The organism is Pseudomonas sp. Nvir (assembly GCF_963778085.1).
Lineage (GTDB): Bacteria > Pseudomonadota > Gammaproteobacteria > Pseudomonadales > Pseudomonadaceae > Aquipseudomonas > Aquipseudomonas juntendi.
In genome coordinates, this window is sequence record NZ_OY970405.1 from 361,611 (window position 1) to 376,466 (window position 14,856).

Here is a 14,856-nt window from a genome sequence, read left to right on the forward strand (position 1 = left end):
CGCTGGTTTGGCAGCTGCTGCCGTTCAAGATAACGTGATTTGGCGGCCTACGAAGCAAGCTGCCATCTGGTCGCGTTGGTCATGAAGCAGCTCTTGGAGTATCTGAATACTTATTGGGCTCAACGGTGCCGCCTTAGGCCCTGCCAGGTCGACGTGCAGCAGCATCTGCTCGCTAGCCGCCAATACTCCGTCGAATCCCTTCCTATGCAGGCTGTGGTAGATGTGTAGGCGCTTTTGATCAAAACCGATGATCTGCGTCTGCACCCACACCTCGGTGCCAAGCTTCACCTCATGCAGGTAGTTGATATGCGCCTCCAGGGTGAACAGCGAATGCCCACTCTGCCCTCGGCTGTCGGCATCCAGGCCGATGCGCTCCATCAGCGCATCGGTGGCGTAGCTGAAAATCAGCAGGTAAAAGGCATCGCGCAGGTGCCCGTTGTAGTCCACCCAGTCCTCCTGGACCGGGGTGCGGTAGGTGATCAGTGCGGGCATTGTGGGCTCCTCATTCGCCGAACGACATGCCGTGCTTTTGCTTGCTTCTCTTTACGGCTTCAAGCACTGCAAGCAGGGTGTCATCACGATAGCGTTCCAGGGCGGCAATGCTGCGTTCACCCAGTTGCGCCGAGGTGCCGTCCACCACATCGTCAATCAGCTTGTCGGTCAGTTCCGGTGCGGGCAGGTAGGTCCACGGCAGTTTCAGCGCCGGGCCGAACTGCGACATGAAGTGGCGCATGCCTGCATCGCCACCGGCCAGGGTGTAGGTGAGGAAGGTGCCCATGAACGACCAGCGCAGGCCGGCGCCAAAGCGGATCGCGTCGTCGATTTCACCGGTGGTCGCCACGCCGTCGTTCACTAGGTGCAGGGCCTCGCGCCAGAGTGCTTCGAGCAGGCGGTCGGCAATGAAACCTGGCACTTCCTTGCGCACGTGCAGCGGGCGCATGCCCAGGGCGGTATAGATGACCTTCGCCGCCTCGATGGCTTCGGGCGCGGTACGTTTGCCACCGACGATTTCCACCAGCGGCAGCAGGTACACCGGGTTGAACGGGTGGCCCACCACGCAGCGCTCCGGGTGCGTGGCAGACTCGTAGAACTCGCTGGGCAGCAGGCCGGAAGTGCTGGAGCCGATGATGGCCTCGGGCTTGGCCGCGGCGCTTATTTTTGCGTGCAGGTCGAGCTTCAGGTCCAGCCGCTCTGGCGCGCTTTCCTGAATGAAATCGGCATCGCGTACGCATTCCTCGATGGTGGCGACGAACTTCAGGCGGGCTTGTGACGCGCCGGCCGCCAGCCCCTGCTTCTCAAGCGCTGGCCAGGCATTGGCAATACGCTTGCGCAGCGCCGGTTCCGCGCCAGGTGCAGGGTCCCAGGCGATCACGTCCAGGCCGTGGGCCAGGGCGCGGGCCACCCAGCCGCTGCCGATCACGCCGCTACCCAGGGCGGCGAAGGTCTTGATCTCGGTGATGAAGGGCATATCGAGTCCTCAGGCTAAAAGAATGCTCAGGATTGGCGCCAGTCCTTGTGGGGGCGGGCGGGATCAGCGGCGCTTGAGGTTCATTTTTTCCCGGCCCTCGGCCGGGGTCAGTACACGGGCGCCAAGGCGCGAGATGATCTCCACCGCCCGTTCGACCAGCTGGCCATTGCTGGCCAGCACGCCACGGTCCAGGTACAGGTTGTCTTCCAGCCCCACCCGCACGTTGCCGCCCAGCAGCACGGCCTGTGCTGCCATCGGCATCTGCATGCGGCCGATGCCGAAACCCGCCCAGGTAACATTGGCCGGCAGGTTGTCGACCATGGCTTTCATGGTGGTGGTGTCGGCCGGCGCGCCCCACGGGATGCCCAGGCATAGCTGGAACAGAGGGTCGTCCAGCAGGCCCTCCTTCATCATTTGCTTGGCGAACCACAAGTGGCCGGTGTCGAAGATTTCCAGTTCCGCCTTTACGCCCAGTTCGGTGATGCGCTTGGCGCCGGCGCGCAGTTGCGCAGGGGTGGACACGTAGATCGAGTTGCCGTCGCCAAAGTTGAGGGTGCCGCAGTCGAGGGTGCAGATTTCCGGCAACAACGCTTCCACATGGGCCAGGCGCTCCAGCGGGCCGATCAGGTCGGTGCCGGTGCCGAATTCCAGTGGCGTTTCACCCGGGCCGATTTCCAGGTCACCCCCCATGCCGGCGGTGAGGTTGACGATGATGTCCACGTCGGCTTCACGAATGCGCTCCATGACTTCGCGGTACAGCGCCACGTCACGGCTGAAGCGGCCGGTTTGCGGGTCGCGCACGTGGCAGTGGACCACGGTGGCGCCCGCCTTGGCAGCCTCTACGGCAGCGTCGGCGATTTGCCGGGGGGTGACGGGGACAAGGTGGCTTTTCGAGGCGGTATCACCGGCACCGGTAAGGGCGCAGGTGATGATGACGTCGTGGTTCATGGTGCGGTTCCTTGTGGTGTATGTGCTGGCCTTTTCGCGGGCAAGCCCGCGCCCACAGGGGACCGTGATGGCCCTGCCCAGGTATGCCCTGTGGGAACGGGTTCAGCCGCGAAGAGGCCCTGTCAGTTGGCGGTAAGCTTGAGGTTGTCCGCAGCCGGCTTGCCATCGAAGGTGGTCACCCCTTCCAGCCAGCGCGCCTTGTCTTCCGGGTGGTCTTTCAGCCACTGGCGGGCCGACTCCAGCGCGTCCTTGTGGTCGAGCAGCGGCTGCATCATGCGGCTCTCGTCCTCGGCGCTGAATTTCAGGTTGGCCAGCAGGCGGTTGGCGTTGGGGCAGCGTTCGGCGTAGTCCGGCGCGGTCACCGTCCACACCGTGGCACGGCCTTCGTCGGGGCCGAGGGCGTCCTGGCTGTCACCCAGGTAGGCCATGTCGATGTTCACGTTCATCGGGTGCGGTGCCCAGCCGAAGAACACCACGGCTTCCTTGCGCCGCACGGCGCGGTCGACCGCGGCGAGCATGCCCGCTTCGCTGGACTCGACCAGCTGGAATTTGCCCAGGCCAAACTGGTTCTTGGTGATCATGGCCTTGATCTGCGTATTGGCCCCCGAGCCTGGCTCGATGCCATAGATCTTGCCGCCCAGTTCCTTTTCGAACTTGTGGATATCGGCAAAGGTTTTCAGGCCCTTGTCATACAGGTATTTCGGCACGGCGAGGGTGGCGCGGGCGTCTTCCAGGCTTGGCTTGTCGAGCACCTTGACCTGCCCGGCGTCGACGAACGGGGTGATGGTCTGGGTCATGATCGGGTTCCAGTAACCCAGGAACATGTCCAGGCGCTTGTCGCGGATGCCGGCAAAAATGATCTGCTGCGAAGCGCTGGTCTGTTTGGTCTGGTAGCCCAGGCCATCGAGCAGCACCTGAGCCATGGCGCTGGTGGCAATGACGTCGGTCCAGTTGACCACGCCCAGGCGAACGTTCTTGCAGGCCGCGGGTTCGGCGGCCAACAGTGGGGAAGTGGCGATGCTGCTCAGGGCAAGGGTCAACAGGCTGCGGCGGATCAAGCTGTGCATGGTGGCTCTCCATCGGCAGGGCATATTGTTATGGGGTTCGGTCTCTCTGGGCCGTGTGAATACGCTACGCTGGCGCCATCTTGCCCAAGCGCACGCTAGCGACAGGAATTAGCACCTGGGCGACCAGTTTCTGTGGAGGGGGATGATGGAGACGATTGCCTTTCTGTTGGTGCCCGGTTTTTCCGCCATGGGGTTCATTTCTGCGGTGGAACCACTGCGGGTAGCCAATCGTTTTGGCGGGCCGTTGTACCGGTGGCAGGTGCTGAGCCTGAACGGTGAGGCGGTGCTGGCGAGCAATGGCATGTCCATCAATGCCGATGCCGCTCTGGGGGAGGGCGAGCCGCCCGACATCCTGCTGGTGGTTGCGGGCTTCGAACCACTTGCCCATGTCGCGCCCAAACTGCTGCATGCGCTGCGCCGGCTCAACCATGACGCTGTCATGCTTGGGGGTATCGACACCGGTGCGATGATGTTGGCCGAGGCGGGGCTGCTTGAGGGTTACCGGGCGACGTTGCATTGGGAGGCGCTGGAGGCCTTCAAGGAACGCTATCCAGGTCTTCAGGCCACCCAGGAGCTGTTCGAGATTGACCGCAGCCGCATCACCTGCGCAGGCGGAACGGCCTCGATCGATCTGATGCTGTACTTGATTGCCCAGGCTCATGGCAGCGAACTGGCGGTCAAAGTGTCCGAGCAGTTCGTGCTGGGGCGTATCCGTCAGCGCCAGGACCACCAGCGCATGCAGATCGGCGCGCGTTACGGCATCAGTAACAAGAAGCTGATCCATGCCATTGGCGAAATGGAAAAACACTTCGAGCCACCACTGACCACGCTGGATCTGGCGGCCGCGATCAAGGTCACGAGGCGTCAACTGGAGCGGTTGTTTCGCATACACCTGGATACCACACCCAGCAGTTTCTATCTCGCGTTACGGCTGGACAAGGCGCGTCAGCTGTTGGCCCAGACCGACATGTCGGTGACCCAGGTCAGCATTGCGTGCGGGTTTGAACTTCCATCGTATTTTACGCGGCGCTACAAGCTGAAGTTTGGGCGGTGCCCGCGGGAGGAACGTCGGCCGGGCGGCCCCAAATGAGCGTCACTCAAGCTCGCGCTCGAGAATCGCCCTCAGTTTTTCCCGGTTGCTCGCTTGCAGGTCCTTGCGAAGCGGGGCAAAACCTTCTGCATTGAAGCGTGCACCCAGATGGTCGAATGTCAGGTTCAACTTTCGGGTGGGCTCGACCGGGTCGGTAACGCAGTAGGTATAAAACAGGATCGCCACCGGAACCTGGTCACCTTCATGGTCCATTTCGATACTTAGATGTGAAGAAGCGTTCATGACGGTGAATTTACGTGCACCCGCCGACTGCAGGGCGTTTTGAATATTTTCTTCCAGGCTTTTGAACCATGGCCCTTTGGCGCGCGGTGGCGGTAGAAAGCCATTGTATACATCGCTGAGCGCAAGCAAGTGCGGCTCATACACAATGGTTTTGTGTGTATGTTCACACAGGCTGAATTTCAATGATTTCAAGGTGGCGAGGGCGTGCGCGAACCATTGCCGAGGCTGGGTCTCCATCGAGTAGCTTTCATTGGCCAATGCTTGTGAATGACGCAGGCATAGCTGCAAATCTTCCCATGTCTCGAGTGTCAGCCAGGGGGCAGGCTTTATTCTTAGCCGCTCCTCGAATATTCGGGTGTCCAGGCTTGTATCGCTCATGTGGCATTGTTCCTCGATGGCTGCACATGACCAGAACCGGGTACCAGCACCTTCTGGTACCCGGCCTCGCTCATCAGCTAGTGAAAAACTCGCCCAGGTCTTTTTTGACTTTCTCGTTCACAAGTTCCCGCGCAGCGTCGAAGTGACGAACGCTGAACGTGCCTTGTTGCGAAGCGCGGTAGACGCGGGTAGACGTTTTGTCGACCTTGCGGGTCAGGGCGCCCTCACGCTCGATCTTCGAGTCGTAGCTGGCCTGGAAGCTGGTCATGTACATGGCGGGCAGGCCTTGTGGCGTCATTTCGCACTGGGCTACCACGAAGTTGCTCGATTTGCCGGATTCGCTATGGCTGTGCTTTTCCAGGTGTGCCTTGACTTCCGGCTTCTGCACGACAACCTGCAGAGCACGCCTGGCGCAGGCGGCGCGGCGAGGGTCCGCGGCAACGCTGATGGTGACGGACTTGGTGATCAGATCTGCCAGGGTCAGGTTGTCCTCATCAATGGCATCTTCGGCATGTGCAGTACCTGTCATGGTCCAGCCGAATTTGATCAGGCCATCGTTGTAGAAGTTGTACCACTCGCGCTGCTGGGTTTCCTTGTTGAACTTCTTGTTGGCCAGTGCGGTCATCAAGCCCAGGCCGGACAGGATGTCTTGGGCAACGTCGGCAGGCACATTGTCAGCGAAAACGCAGATGGCCTGGCCGGTAGCGGCAACGCGCTCCTGGCCCTCTTTGCGGATTTTTTCCATTTCAACTTTGATGTCAGCCACTTTGTAATTCCTTGATAGTTTTGAATTTCAAGACACACATGCTGAGCACGTGGTCGGAGGGCACTATCGAGCAATGACGCACGGGGCATCAGCGGCATGTTGTTCCTCGGGCGTTGGTCCTTCTCTGGTGCTGATCAATCTTCGGGGGCTGGTTCGTCACCGTCTTGCAGGCCCAGGCTGCGCAGGTATTCCGCCCGCTCATCGCTGCGCTGTGCAATGCAGCTGTTCCAGGCGGTCTGGTAGGCCTTGCTGCCTGGCTGTTCAGCGTGGGTTTCGACCTTGCAGTCTGCATCACGCAGTTGACGCCAGAGTTGCTCGGCTGCCTCTATTCGCGACATCAGGCCGGCTTCGTCGCCGAACTGGTCACGCATGCGCGCGGCGAGTTCGTCGTAGGCCGACTGCAGCTCACGCTCGGCGACCTGCTTGTTGAATGCTGCACAGGCGAAGGTTTGCTGGTCGGTTTCCACATTGTCGCAAGGTGTGCTTTCTTCCTCGCTGGCCTGGGCTCCGCTCACAACGGCCAGCAGCGCCAGCCATGCCATTGATTTCATCCTTTTTCCCCTCACCTGGCTGTCGAATCGCAGGGATTCTCGCTCAGCCTGCGCTCTGGTGGTAGCTACCTGACCAAATGTTCATGAAGTGGCCGCAAATGCCGTTGTCGAGACTGTCTCGCATCGCCAGCCCGCGCGCCAGATGCCCTGTTGTCGCGCATTGACGCTTTCGGCAAACCCCCTGTCGTTTTTGCATCGGGGCGCCTTTGGGCACAGGCATATGCTGGCCCCAAAGCGCCGGCACAAGGTTTGGCGCCAACCAATTCGATAAAAGGGGACAGCCTGATGAGCCCAGCCGAACTTCACGCCGACAGTATCGTCATTGACGGCCTGATCATTGCCAAGTGGAACCGCGAGCTGTTCGAGGACATGCGCAAAGGCGGGCTCACTGCGGCCAACTGCACGGTATCGGTGTGGGAAGGGTTCAAGGCAACCGTCGACCAGATCGCCGCCAGCCAGAAGCTGATCCGCGACAACAGCGACCTGGTAATGCCGGTGCGCACTACCGCCGACATCCGCAAGGCCAAGGAACTGGGCAAGACCGGCATTCTCTTCGGCTTCCAGAACGCCCACGCCTTCGAAGACCAGATCGCCTACGTCGACGTGTTCAAGCAGCTGGGCGTTGGCATCGTGCAGATGTGCTACAACACCCAGAACCTGGTGGGCACCGGTTGCTACGAGCGCGACGGCGGCCTGTCGGGCTTTGGTCGCGAGATCGTCGCCGAAATGAACCGCGTCGGCATCATGTGCGACCTGTCCCACGTCGGCTCCAAAACGTCCGAAGAAGTCATCCTCGAATCGAAAAAGCCGGTGTGCTATTCGCACTGCCTGCCATCGGGCCTCAAGGAGCACCCGCGCAACAAGTCCGACGCCGAGCTGAAGTTCATCGCCGACCACGGCGGCTTCGTTGGCGTGACCATGTTCGCCCCGTTCCTGGCCAAGGGTATCGATTCGACCATCGACGACTACGCCGAAGCCATCGAGTACACCATGAACATCGTGGGTGAAGACGCGATCGGCATCGGTACCGACTTTACCCAAGGCCACGGCCAGGACTTCTTCGAGTACCTGACCCACGACAAGGGTTACGCCCGGCGCCTGACCAACTTCGGCAAGATCATCAACCCGCTGGGTATCCGTACCGTGGGTGAATTCCCCAACCTCACCGAAACCTTGCTCAAGCGCGGCCACTCCGAGCGCGTGGTGCGCAAGATCATGGGCGAGAACTGGGTCAACGTCCTCAAGGACGTGTGGGGCGAATAAGCCGCTCTCCAAGCCTGAATGCCCCTGCCAGCAACGCCGGGGCACCCAAACAAAAATTTTTATGGAGTTGAGTTTCCATGGCCAAAATCGCCCCGCAATTGCCAATCGAAGTCGACAGCGAGACCGGTGTCTGGACCAGCGACGCCCTGCCGATGCTGTACGTGCCGCGCCATTTCTTCGTCAACAACCACATGGGTATCGAAGAGGTACTGGGCGCCGACAAGTACGCCGAGATTCTCTACAAGGCCGGCTACAAGTCCGCCTGGCACTGGTGTGAAAAAGAAGCCGAGTGCCATGGCCTGGAAGGCGTGGCGGTGTTCGAGCATTACATGAAGCGCCTGAGCCAACGTGGCTGGGGCCTGTTCGAAATTCAGGACATCGACCTGGATAAAGGCACCTGCAGCGTCAAGCTCAAGCACTCTGCGTTCGTGTACGTCTATGGCAAGTGCGGCCGCAAGGTCGACTACATGTTCACCGGCTGGTTCGCCGGCGCCATGGACCAGATTCTCGCTGCCCGCGGCAGCGCTATCCGCACTGTGGCCGAACAGGTCTATGGCGGGTCGGAAGAAGGCCACGAAGATGGCCTGTTCGTTACGAAGCCGTTGTAAGCCGGAGATAGCGTCATGGCATTCGAAGCAATGTTCCAGCCGATCCAGATCGGCAAACTGACCATCCGCAACCGCGTGCTCAGCACCGCGCACGCCGAGGTCTACGCCACTGACGGCGGCATGACGACCGACCGCTATGTGAAGTATTACGAAGAAAAGGCCAAGGGCGGTATCGGCCTGGCGATCTGCGGCGGTTCGTCGGTGGTGGCCATCGACAGCCCCCAGGAATGGTGGGCATCGGTCAACCTGTCCACCGACCGCATCATCCCGCACTTCCAGAACCTGGCCGACGCCATGCACAAGCATGGGGCCAAGATCATGATCCAGATTACCCACATGGGCCGTCGCTCGCGTTGGGACGGCTTCAACTGGCCGACCCTGATGTCGCCTTCGGGTATTCGCGAACCGGTGCACCGCGCCACCTGCAAGACCATCGAGGTGGAAGAGATCTGGCGGGTGATCGGTAACTACGCCCAGGCCGCGCGTCGCGCCAAAGAGGGCGGCCTGGACGGTGTCGAGCTGTCGGCAGTGCACCAGCACATGATCGACCAGTTCTGGAGCCCGCGGGTCAACAAGCGTACCGACGAATGGGGCGGCACGTTCGAGGGCCGCATGAAGTTCGGCCTGGAAGTGCTGAAGGCTGTGCGCGCCGAAGTCGGTGACGATTTCTGCGTGGGCATGCGTATCTGTGGCGACGAGTTCCACCCCGATGGCCTCAGCCACCAAGACATGAAGCAGATCGCGGCCTACTACGACGCGACCGGCATGCTGGACTTCATCGGTGTGGTCGGCTCGGGTTGCGACACCCACAACACCCTGGCCAACGTCATCCCGAACATGAGCTACCCGCCAGAGCCGTTCCTGCACCTGGCGGCCGGTATCAAGGAAGTGGTCAAGGTCCCCGTGCTGCACGCACAGAACATCAAGGACCCGAACCAGGCCACGCGCATTCTCGAAGGCGGCTACGTGGACATGGTCGGCATGACCCGTGCGCACATGGCCGACCCGCACCTGATCGCCAAGATCAAGATGGGCCAGATCGACCAGATCAAGCAGTGCGTCGGTGCCAACTATTGCATCGACCGCCAGTACCAGGGCCTGGATGTGCTGTGCATCCAGAACGCCGCCACTTCCCGTGAATACATGGGCGTGCCGCACATCATCGAGAAGACCACTGGCGTGAAGCGCAAGGTGGTGGTGGTAGGTGCCGGCCCGGCGGGCATGGAAGCGGCCCGCGTGGCCGCCGAGCGTGGCCACGATGTGACCCTGTTCGAGAAGAAGGACCAGATCGGCGGGCAGATCACCATTGCCGCCAAGGCACCGCAACGTGACCAGATTGCCGGTATTACCCGCTGGTACCAGCTGGAGCTGGCGCGCCTGAAGGTTGACTTGCGCCTGGGCACCGCCGCCGACGTGGCGACGATCCAGGACCTGCGCCCGGACGTGATCGTGCTGGCGGTAGGTGGCCACTCGTTCCTTGAGCAGAACGAACACTGGGGCGCCGCCGAAGGGCTGGTGGTCAGCAGCTGGGACGTACTCGACGGCAAGGTTGCGCCGGGCAAGAACGTGCTGGTGTACGACACCATCTGCGAGTTCACCGGCATGTCGGTGGCCGACTTCATCGCCGACAAGGGCAGCCAGGTCGAGATCGTCACCGACGATATCAAGCCGGGCGTCGCCATGGGCGGTACTACCTTCCCGACCTACTACCGCAGCATGTACCCGAAAGAAGTGATCATGACCGGCGACATGATGCTGGAAAAGGTCTACCGCGAAGGCGACAAGCTGGTGGCAGTGCTGGAGAACGAGTACACCGGCGCCAAGGAAGAGCGCGTGGTTGACCAGGTGGTGGTGGAAAACGGCGTGCGCCCTGACGAGCAGCTGTATTACGCGCTGAAGGAAGGTTCGCGCAACAAAGGCCAGATCGACGTGGAGGCGCTGTTCGCCATCAAGCCACAGCCGATCCTCAGCCAGCCGGGCGAAGGCTACCTGCTGTACCGCATCGGTGACTGCGTGGCCCAGCGCAACGTGCATGCGGCGATCTACGACGCCTTGCGCCTGTGCAAGGACTTCTGATCGCACCGTCTATCTAGAGACGGGACTGGCCCCCCTGTAGGAGCGGCCTTGTGTCGCGAAAGGGCTGCGAAGCGGCCCCAGCAATTCATCAGCGCTGATGAATTGCTGGGGCCGCTTCAGGGCCCTTTCGCGACACAAGGCCGCTCCTACAGGGGTCCGCGCCGCCCTTGAGGTGGCGCAAGAATCCAGCTGTTGTGGGAGCCTCCCATGTTGAACACCCTGTTACCCATCCTGCTGTTCGCTGCCCTTGGCCTGGCAGTGCTCGGCGCCTTGCGCCGGGTGCGTATGTGGCGACGTGGCCGGGCCTCCAAGGTCGACCTGATCGGCGGCCTACTGGCCATGCCGCGCCGCTACCTGGTGGACCTGCACCATGTGGTCGAGCGCGACAAGTACATGTCCAAGACCCACGTGGCCACCGCAGGCGGCTTCGTGCTGTCGGCCGTGCTGGCGATCCTGGTGCACGGCTTTGGCCTGCAGAGCAAGATCCTTGGTTACGCGCTGCTGGTCGCCACGGTGATCATGTTCAGCGGTGCCATTTTTGTCTTCAAGCGCCGTCTCAACCCGCCTTCGCGCCTGTCCAAGGGCCCGTGGATGCGCCTGCCCAAGAGCCTGCTGGCGTTTGCCGTGAGCTTCTTCATCGCCACCCTGCCGGTTGCTGGCATCCTGCCGGCCAACACCGGTGGCTGGGTGATGGTCGGCATCCTTGGCCTGGGCGTGCTGTGGGGCGTGTCCGAGCTGTTCTTCGGCATGACCTGGGGCGGCCCGATGAAGCACGCCTTCGCCGGTGCCCTGCACCTGGCCTGGCACCGCCGCGCCGAACGCTTTGGCGGTGGCCGCTCCACCGGCCTCAAGCCGCTGGACCTGGAAGACCCCAACGCGCCGCTGGGCGTGGAAAAACCGGTGGACTTCACCTGGAACCAGTTGCTTGGCTTCGATGCCTGCGTGCAGTGCGGCAAATGTGAAGCCATGTGCCCGGCCTTTGCCGCCGGCCAGCCGTTGAACCCGAAAAAGCTCATCCAGGACATGGTGATCGGCCTGGCCGGTGGCACCGACGCCCAGTTCGCCGGCAGCCCGTACCCTGGCAAGCCGATTGGCGAGCACGGCGGCAGCCCGCACCAGCCAATCGTCAATGGCCTAGTCGACGCTGAAACGCTGTGGTCGTGCACCACCTGCCGTGCCTGTGTCGAAGAGTGCCCGATGATGATCGAGCACGTCGATGCCATCGTCGACATGCGCCGCCACCTCACCCTGGAGAAGGGTGCCACGCCGAACAAGGGCGCCGAGGTGCTGGACAACCTGATCGCCACCGACAACCCTGGCGGGTTCGCGCCTGGCGGGCGTATGAACTGGGCCGCCGACCTTAACCTGCAACTGCTGTCGGAGGTGAAAACCACCGAGGTGCTGTTCTGGGTGGGCGATGGCGCATTCGACATGCGCAACCAGCGCACCTTGCGCTCGTTCGTCAAAGTGCTGAAGGCCTCGGGTGTCGACTTTGCCGTGCTTGGCCTGGAAGAACGCGACAGCGGCGACGTGGCGCGCCGCCTGGGCGACGAAGCGACCTTCCAGCAACTGGCCAAGCGCAATATCCAGACCCTGGCCAAGTACAAGTTCCAGCGTATCGTCACCTGCGACCCGCACAGCTTCCATGTGTTGAAGAACGAATACGGTGCATTGGGCGGCGACTACCAGGTGCAGCACCACAGCACTTACATTGCCGAGCTGATCGCGGCCAACAAGCTGAATTTGGGCCAGCACAAGGGTGGCAGTGTCACCTACCACGACCCGTGCTACCTGGGCCGTTACAACGGCGAGTACGAAGCCCCGCGTGCGGTGCTCAAGGCGCTGGGTATCGAAGTGCGCGAAATGGAGCGCTCGGGCTTCCGTTCCCGGTGCTGTGGCGGTGGCGGCGGTGCGCCGATCACCGACATCCCCGGCAAGCAGCGTATTCCGGACATGCGCATGGACGACATCCGCGAAACCAAGGCTGAGCTGGTAGCCGTGGGTTGCCCACAGTGCACTGCCATGCTCGAAGGCGTGGTCGAACCGCGCCCACAGATCAAGGACCTGGCCGAGCTGGTGGCTGATGTGTTGATCGAAGAAGACGCGCCTGCCGCCGCCAAGCCGCAAGCGGCCAAACGTGAACCTGCGGAGGTGCACTGATGAGCGACATTGTCCGCCGCGACCCACGCGCCGAGTGGATCGCCCGTAACCGTCTGCATCCGCTGCATGCTGCGATGCAGACGCAACAGACCAGCTGGATGGGCCCCAACGGCATCATCCGCAAGAACCCACATGCGCTCGCCGCAGGCTTTGTGGGCCCGGCCGGCCTCAAGCGTATCGACCGCAGTGGCGCCCAGCAGGGCACGGCTGTGGGCGGCCGACGCACCGCGGCGGCCGAGGTCAAGTTGCCGCTGCACCAGGTGCCTGAGCCGGCGTTCTACATTGCCGTAGTGCCAGACATGGTCGGCGGCCGCCTGAGCAGCCACGACCGCGACCTGCTCGGGTTGGCCCATAGCCTGGCCGGCAGCGACGGCGCCGTGCTGGCAGTGGTGTTTGGCGAACACAAGGAAAGCAACTTTTCCACAGCCGGTGTCGATCGCCTGCTGGTGCTCGAAGGCGAGGAATTTGCAGGTTATGCGCCGGAGCAACTGGTGCAGGGCCTGCGCGCTGTGGATAACCAGTTCAATCCGCGCCACTGGCTGCTGCCCGACAGCCGCAGCGGTGGCGGCGAGCTGGGCCGGCGCCTGGGTGCGTCCCTCGGCGAGCGCCCGGCGACGCGGGTCTGGCAGGTCAAGGACGGCCAGTGCATTGGCCGTGCCGGTGCCGGCCAGCAAGACCTGCAACGCGCCGTGCCACGGCTTATCCTGGCGGCGGCCGAGTGTGCCGAGCCGGTCAGCGAAACCCGCCATGAAGCGTTGCCGGTGGAGTTGTCCACAAGCATCGCGCGCAGCCTGTCGCGCATCGAGGACCTTGGCTCGGTGGCTGTAGACCCGGCCACCATCGCCATGGCCGAAGCCGAGTTCATCGTATCGGGCGGCAACGGCGTCAAGGACTGGGACCTGTACCATAAAGCCACTGCCGCCCTCGGTGCGACCGAAGGCGCCTCGCGGGTGGCGGTGGACGATGGCTTCATGCCGCGTAACCGTCAGGTGGGTGCCACCGGCACCTGGGTCACTGCACGGGTTTACGTGGCTGTGGGTATCTCGGGCGCGATCCAGCACCTGCAGGGCATCGGTGCCTGCGACAAGGTGGTGGCGATCAACATGGACCCGGGCTGCGACATGATCAAACGGGCTGACCTGTCGGTAATTGGCGACAGCTCGGCGATTCTCAAGGCGTTGATCGAAGCTGTGGACAACTACCGCAGCGGCGGCCAGCGCGACGCGGCATAAGGGCACGAGCATGAGTACGAAAGTGATCAGCCTGGTTTCCATCGGTGCCCACCCCAGCTCCGGCCGCGCCCGCCGCGCCGAACAGGATGCCCGCGCCGTGGAGCTGGGTTTGCAGCTGGCTGGGGATAACTTGCAGGTGGTGCATGCCGGCGACCCTCGTGAAGAAGCGCTGCGCGCCTACCTGGGCATGGGCCTTGAGCACCTGGACGTGCTGGAGCAACCGGCCGGTGCCGATGTGCTGGGCGTGCTGGGGGATTACCTGCGCGATGCCGGGGCGCAACTGGTACTGACCGGCAGCCAGGCAGAGACGGGCGAGGGGTCGGGCATGTTGCCGTTCCTGCTGGCGGAGAAGCTGGGTTGGCCGTTGATTGTAGGGCTGGCCGAGGTGGAGTCGATCGACAACGGCACCGCCCAGGTCCTGCAGGCTCTGCCACGCGGGCAGCGGCGCCGGCTGAAGGTTCGCCTGCCGCTGCTGGCGACTGTGGATAACGCCGCACCCAAGCCACGCCAGAGTGCCTTTGGCCCGGCACGCCGGGGCGTATTGGCGGCGCGTAACGTGGCCATCGTCGAAGACGAACTGCTGGCCGAGGCCGACTTGCAACCGGCCCGCCCACGGCCCAAGCGGTTGAAGGTGATCAAGGCCAAGAGCGGTGCCGACCGCATGAAGGCAGCGACGGCCAAGGCCAGTGGTGGCGGTGGCAAGGTGTTGAAGGACGTTTCTCCACAGGAAGGCGCCGAGGCCATCCTCAAGCTGCTGGTGGAAGAGGGCGTGCTGCGTTAAGGCTTCACGCGATCCCTTGTAGGAGCGGCCTTGTGTCGCGATGGGCTGCGCAGCAGCCCCGGCAATCTTGAGTCAGGCTCGAAATCCAGGGGCTGCTGCGCAGCCCATCGCGACACAAGGCCGCTCCTACAATGAATCGCGCAGGCTTGATCAGCGCTGACTCGGCTTATAAGTCATAGATGAGCCTGGCTCTATAGGGTTTTGCCCACAATCACTGTTAGCTGC

Annotated in this window: 14 protein-coding genes; 7 read left to right on the forward strand and 7 right to left on the reverse strand. The window is 62.5% G+C overall.

Annotated elements, in window-relative coordinates; translation table 11 throughout:
* Positions 1-24: 24 nt before the first annotated feature.
* From AACG97_RS01935 to choX, 4 genes are all read right to left on the reverse strand, one after another.
* Complete coding sequence (locus tag AACG97_RS01935; RefSeq protein ID WP_009682893.1) at positions 25-492, reverse strand: thioesterase family protein; 468 nt, start codon at positions 490-492, stop codon at positions 25-27.
* 10 nt (positions 493-502) lie between these two features.
* Positions 503-1,468, reverse strand: a complete 966-nt coding sequence (locus AACG97_RS01940; RefSeq protein ID WP_009682894.1) for an L-carnitine dehydrogenase — start codon at positions 1,466-1,468, stop codon at positions 503-505.
* Positions 1,469-1,531: 63 nt separating this feature from the next.
* On the reverse strand, positions 1,532-2,416 hold the full coding sequence (locus AACG97_RS01945; RefSeq protein ID WP_197886424.1) for a 3-keto-5-aminohexanoate cleavage protein: 885 nt from the start codon (positions 2,414-2,416) through the stop codon (positions 1,532-1,534).
* Between the two features lie 122 nt (positions 2,417-2,538).
* On the reverse strand, positions 2,539-3,483 hold the full coding sequence (gene choX, locus AACG97_RS01950) for a choline ABC transporter substrate-binding protein (RefSeq protein ID WP_054905538.1): 945 nt from the start codon (positions 3,481-3,483) through the stop codon (positions 2,539-2,541).
* 142 nt (positions 3,484-3,625) lie between these two features.
* Here choX and AACG97_RS01955 point away from each other — a divergent pair, with 142 nt between their 5' ends.
* Positions 3,626-4,573, forward strand: coding sequence for a GlxA family transcriptional regulator (locus AACG97_RS01955; RefSeq protein ID WP_033690410.1), 948 nt, complete (start codon positions 3,626-3,628; stop codon positions 4,571-4,573).
* Positions 4,574-4,576: 3 nt separating this feature from the next.
* On the opposite strand, the gene AACG97_RS01960 is transcribed toward AACG97_RS01955, so the two are convergent.
* The 3 genes from AACG97_RS01960 to AACG97_RS01970 all read right to left on the reverse strand — a co-directional run bounded on the left by AACG97_RS01960 (position 4,577) and on the right by AACG97_RS01970 (position 6,511).
* Complete coding sequence (locus AACG97_RS01960; protein WP_115293263.1) at positions 4,577-5,194, reverse strand: hypothetical protein; 618 nt, start codon at positions 5,192-5,194, stop codon at positions 4,577-4,579.
* Between the two features lie 73 nt (positions 5,195-5,267).
* The gene (locus tag AACG97_RS01965) at positions 5,268-5,960 is read right to left on the reverse strand and encodes a hypothetical protein (RefSeq protein WP_115293264.1); all 693 of its coding nucleotides are present in this window, start codon (positions 5,958-5,960) and stop codon (positions 5,268-5,270) included.
* Between the two features lie 134 nt (positions 5,961-6,094).
* On the reverse strand, positions 6,095-6,511 hold the full coding sequence (locus AACG97_RS01970) for a lysozyme inhibitor LprI family protein (protein ID WP_033690412.1): 417 nt from the start codon (positions 6,509-6,511) through the stop codon (positions 6,095-6,097).
* Positions 6,512-6,796: 285 nt separating this feature from the next.
* On the opposite strand from AACG97_RS01970, the gene AACG97_RS01975 reads away from it, so the two are divergent.
* The 6 genes from AACG97_RS01975 to etfB all read left to right on the forward strand — a co-directional run bounded on the left by AACG97_RS01975 (position 6,797) and on the right by etfB (position 14,631).
* Entirely contained in the window at positions 6,797-7,774 is a 978-nt protein-coding gene (locus AACG97_RS01975) for a dipeptidase (RefSeq protein ID WP_009682902.1), read from the forward strand.
* A gap of 77 nt (positions 7,775-7,851) precedes the next feature.
* Complete coding sequence (locus AACG97_RS01980) at positions 7,852-8,382, forward strand: DUF5943 domain-containing protein (RefSeq protein WP_029886397.1); 531 nt, start codon at positions 7,852-7,854, stop codon at positions 8,380-8,382.
* 15 nt (positions 8,383-8,397) lie between these two features.
* Complete coding sequence (gene dgcA / locus AACG97_RS01985; RefSeq protein ID WP_232555117.1) at positions 8,398-10,458, forward strand: dimethylglycine demethylation protein DgcA; 2,061 nt, start codon at positions 8,398-8,400, stop codon at positions 10,456-10,458.
* A gap of 207 nt (positions 10,459-10,665) precedes the next feature.
* Positions 10,666-12,618, forward strand: coding sequence for a dimethylglycine demethylation protein DgcB (gene dgcB, locus AACG97_RS01990; protein WP_009682905.1), 1,953 nt, complete (start codon positions 10,666-10,668; stop codon positions 12,616-12,618).
* Positions 12,618-13,850, forward strand: a complete 1,233-nt coding sequence (etfA, locus tag AACG97_RS01995; protein WP_047150103.1) for an electron transfer flavoprotein subunit alpha — start codon at positions 12,618-12,620, stop codon at positions 13,848-13,850. The genes dgcB and etfA overlap by 1 nt, the downstream gene beginning before the upstream one ends.
* A gap of 10 nt (positions 13,851-13,860) precedes the next feature.
* Positions 13,861-14,631, forward strand: coding sequence for an electron transfer flavoprotein subunit beta (etfB, locus tag AACG97_RS02000; protein WP_009682908.1), 771 nt, complete (start codon positions 13,861-13,863; stop codon positions 14,629-14,631).
* Positions 14,632-14,856: the final 225 nt, after the last annotated feature.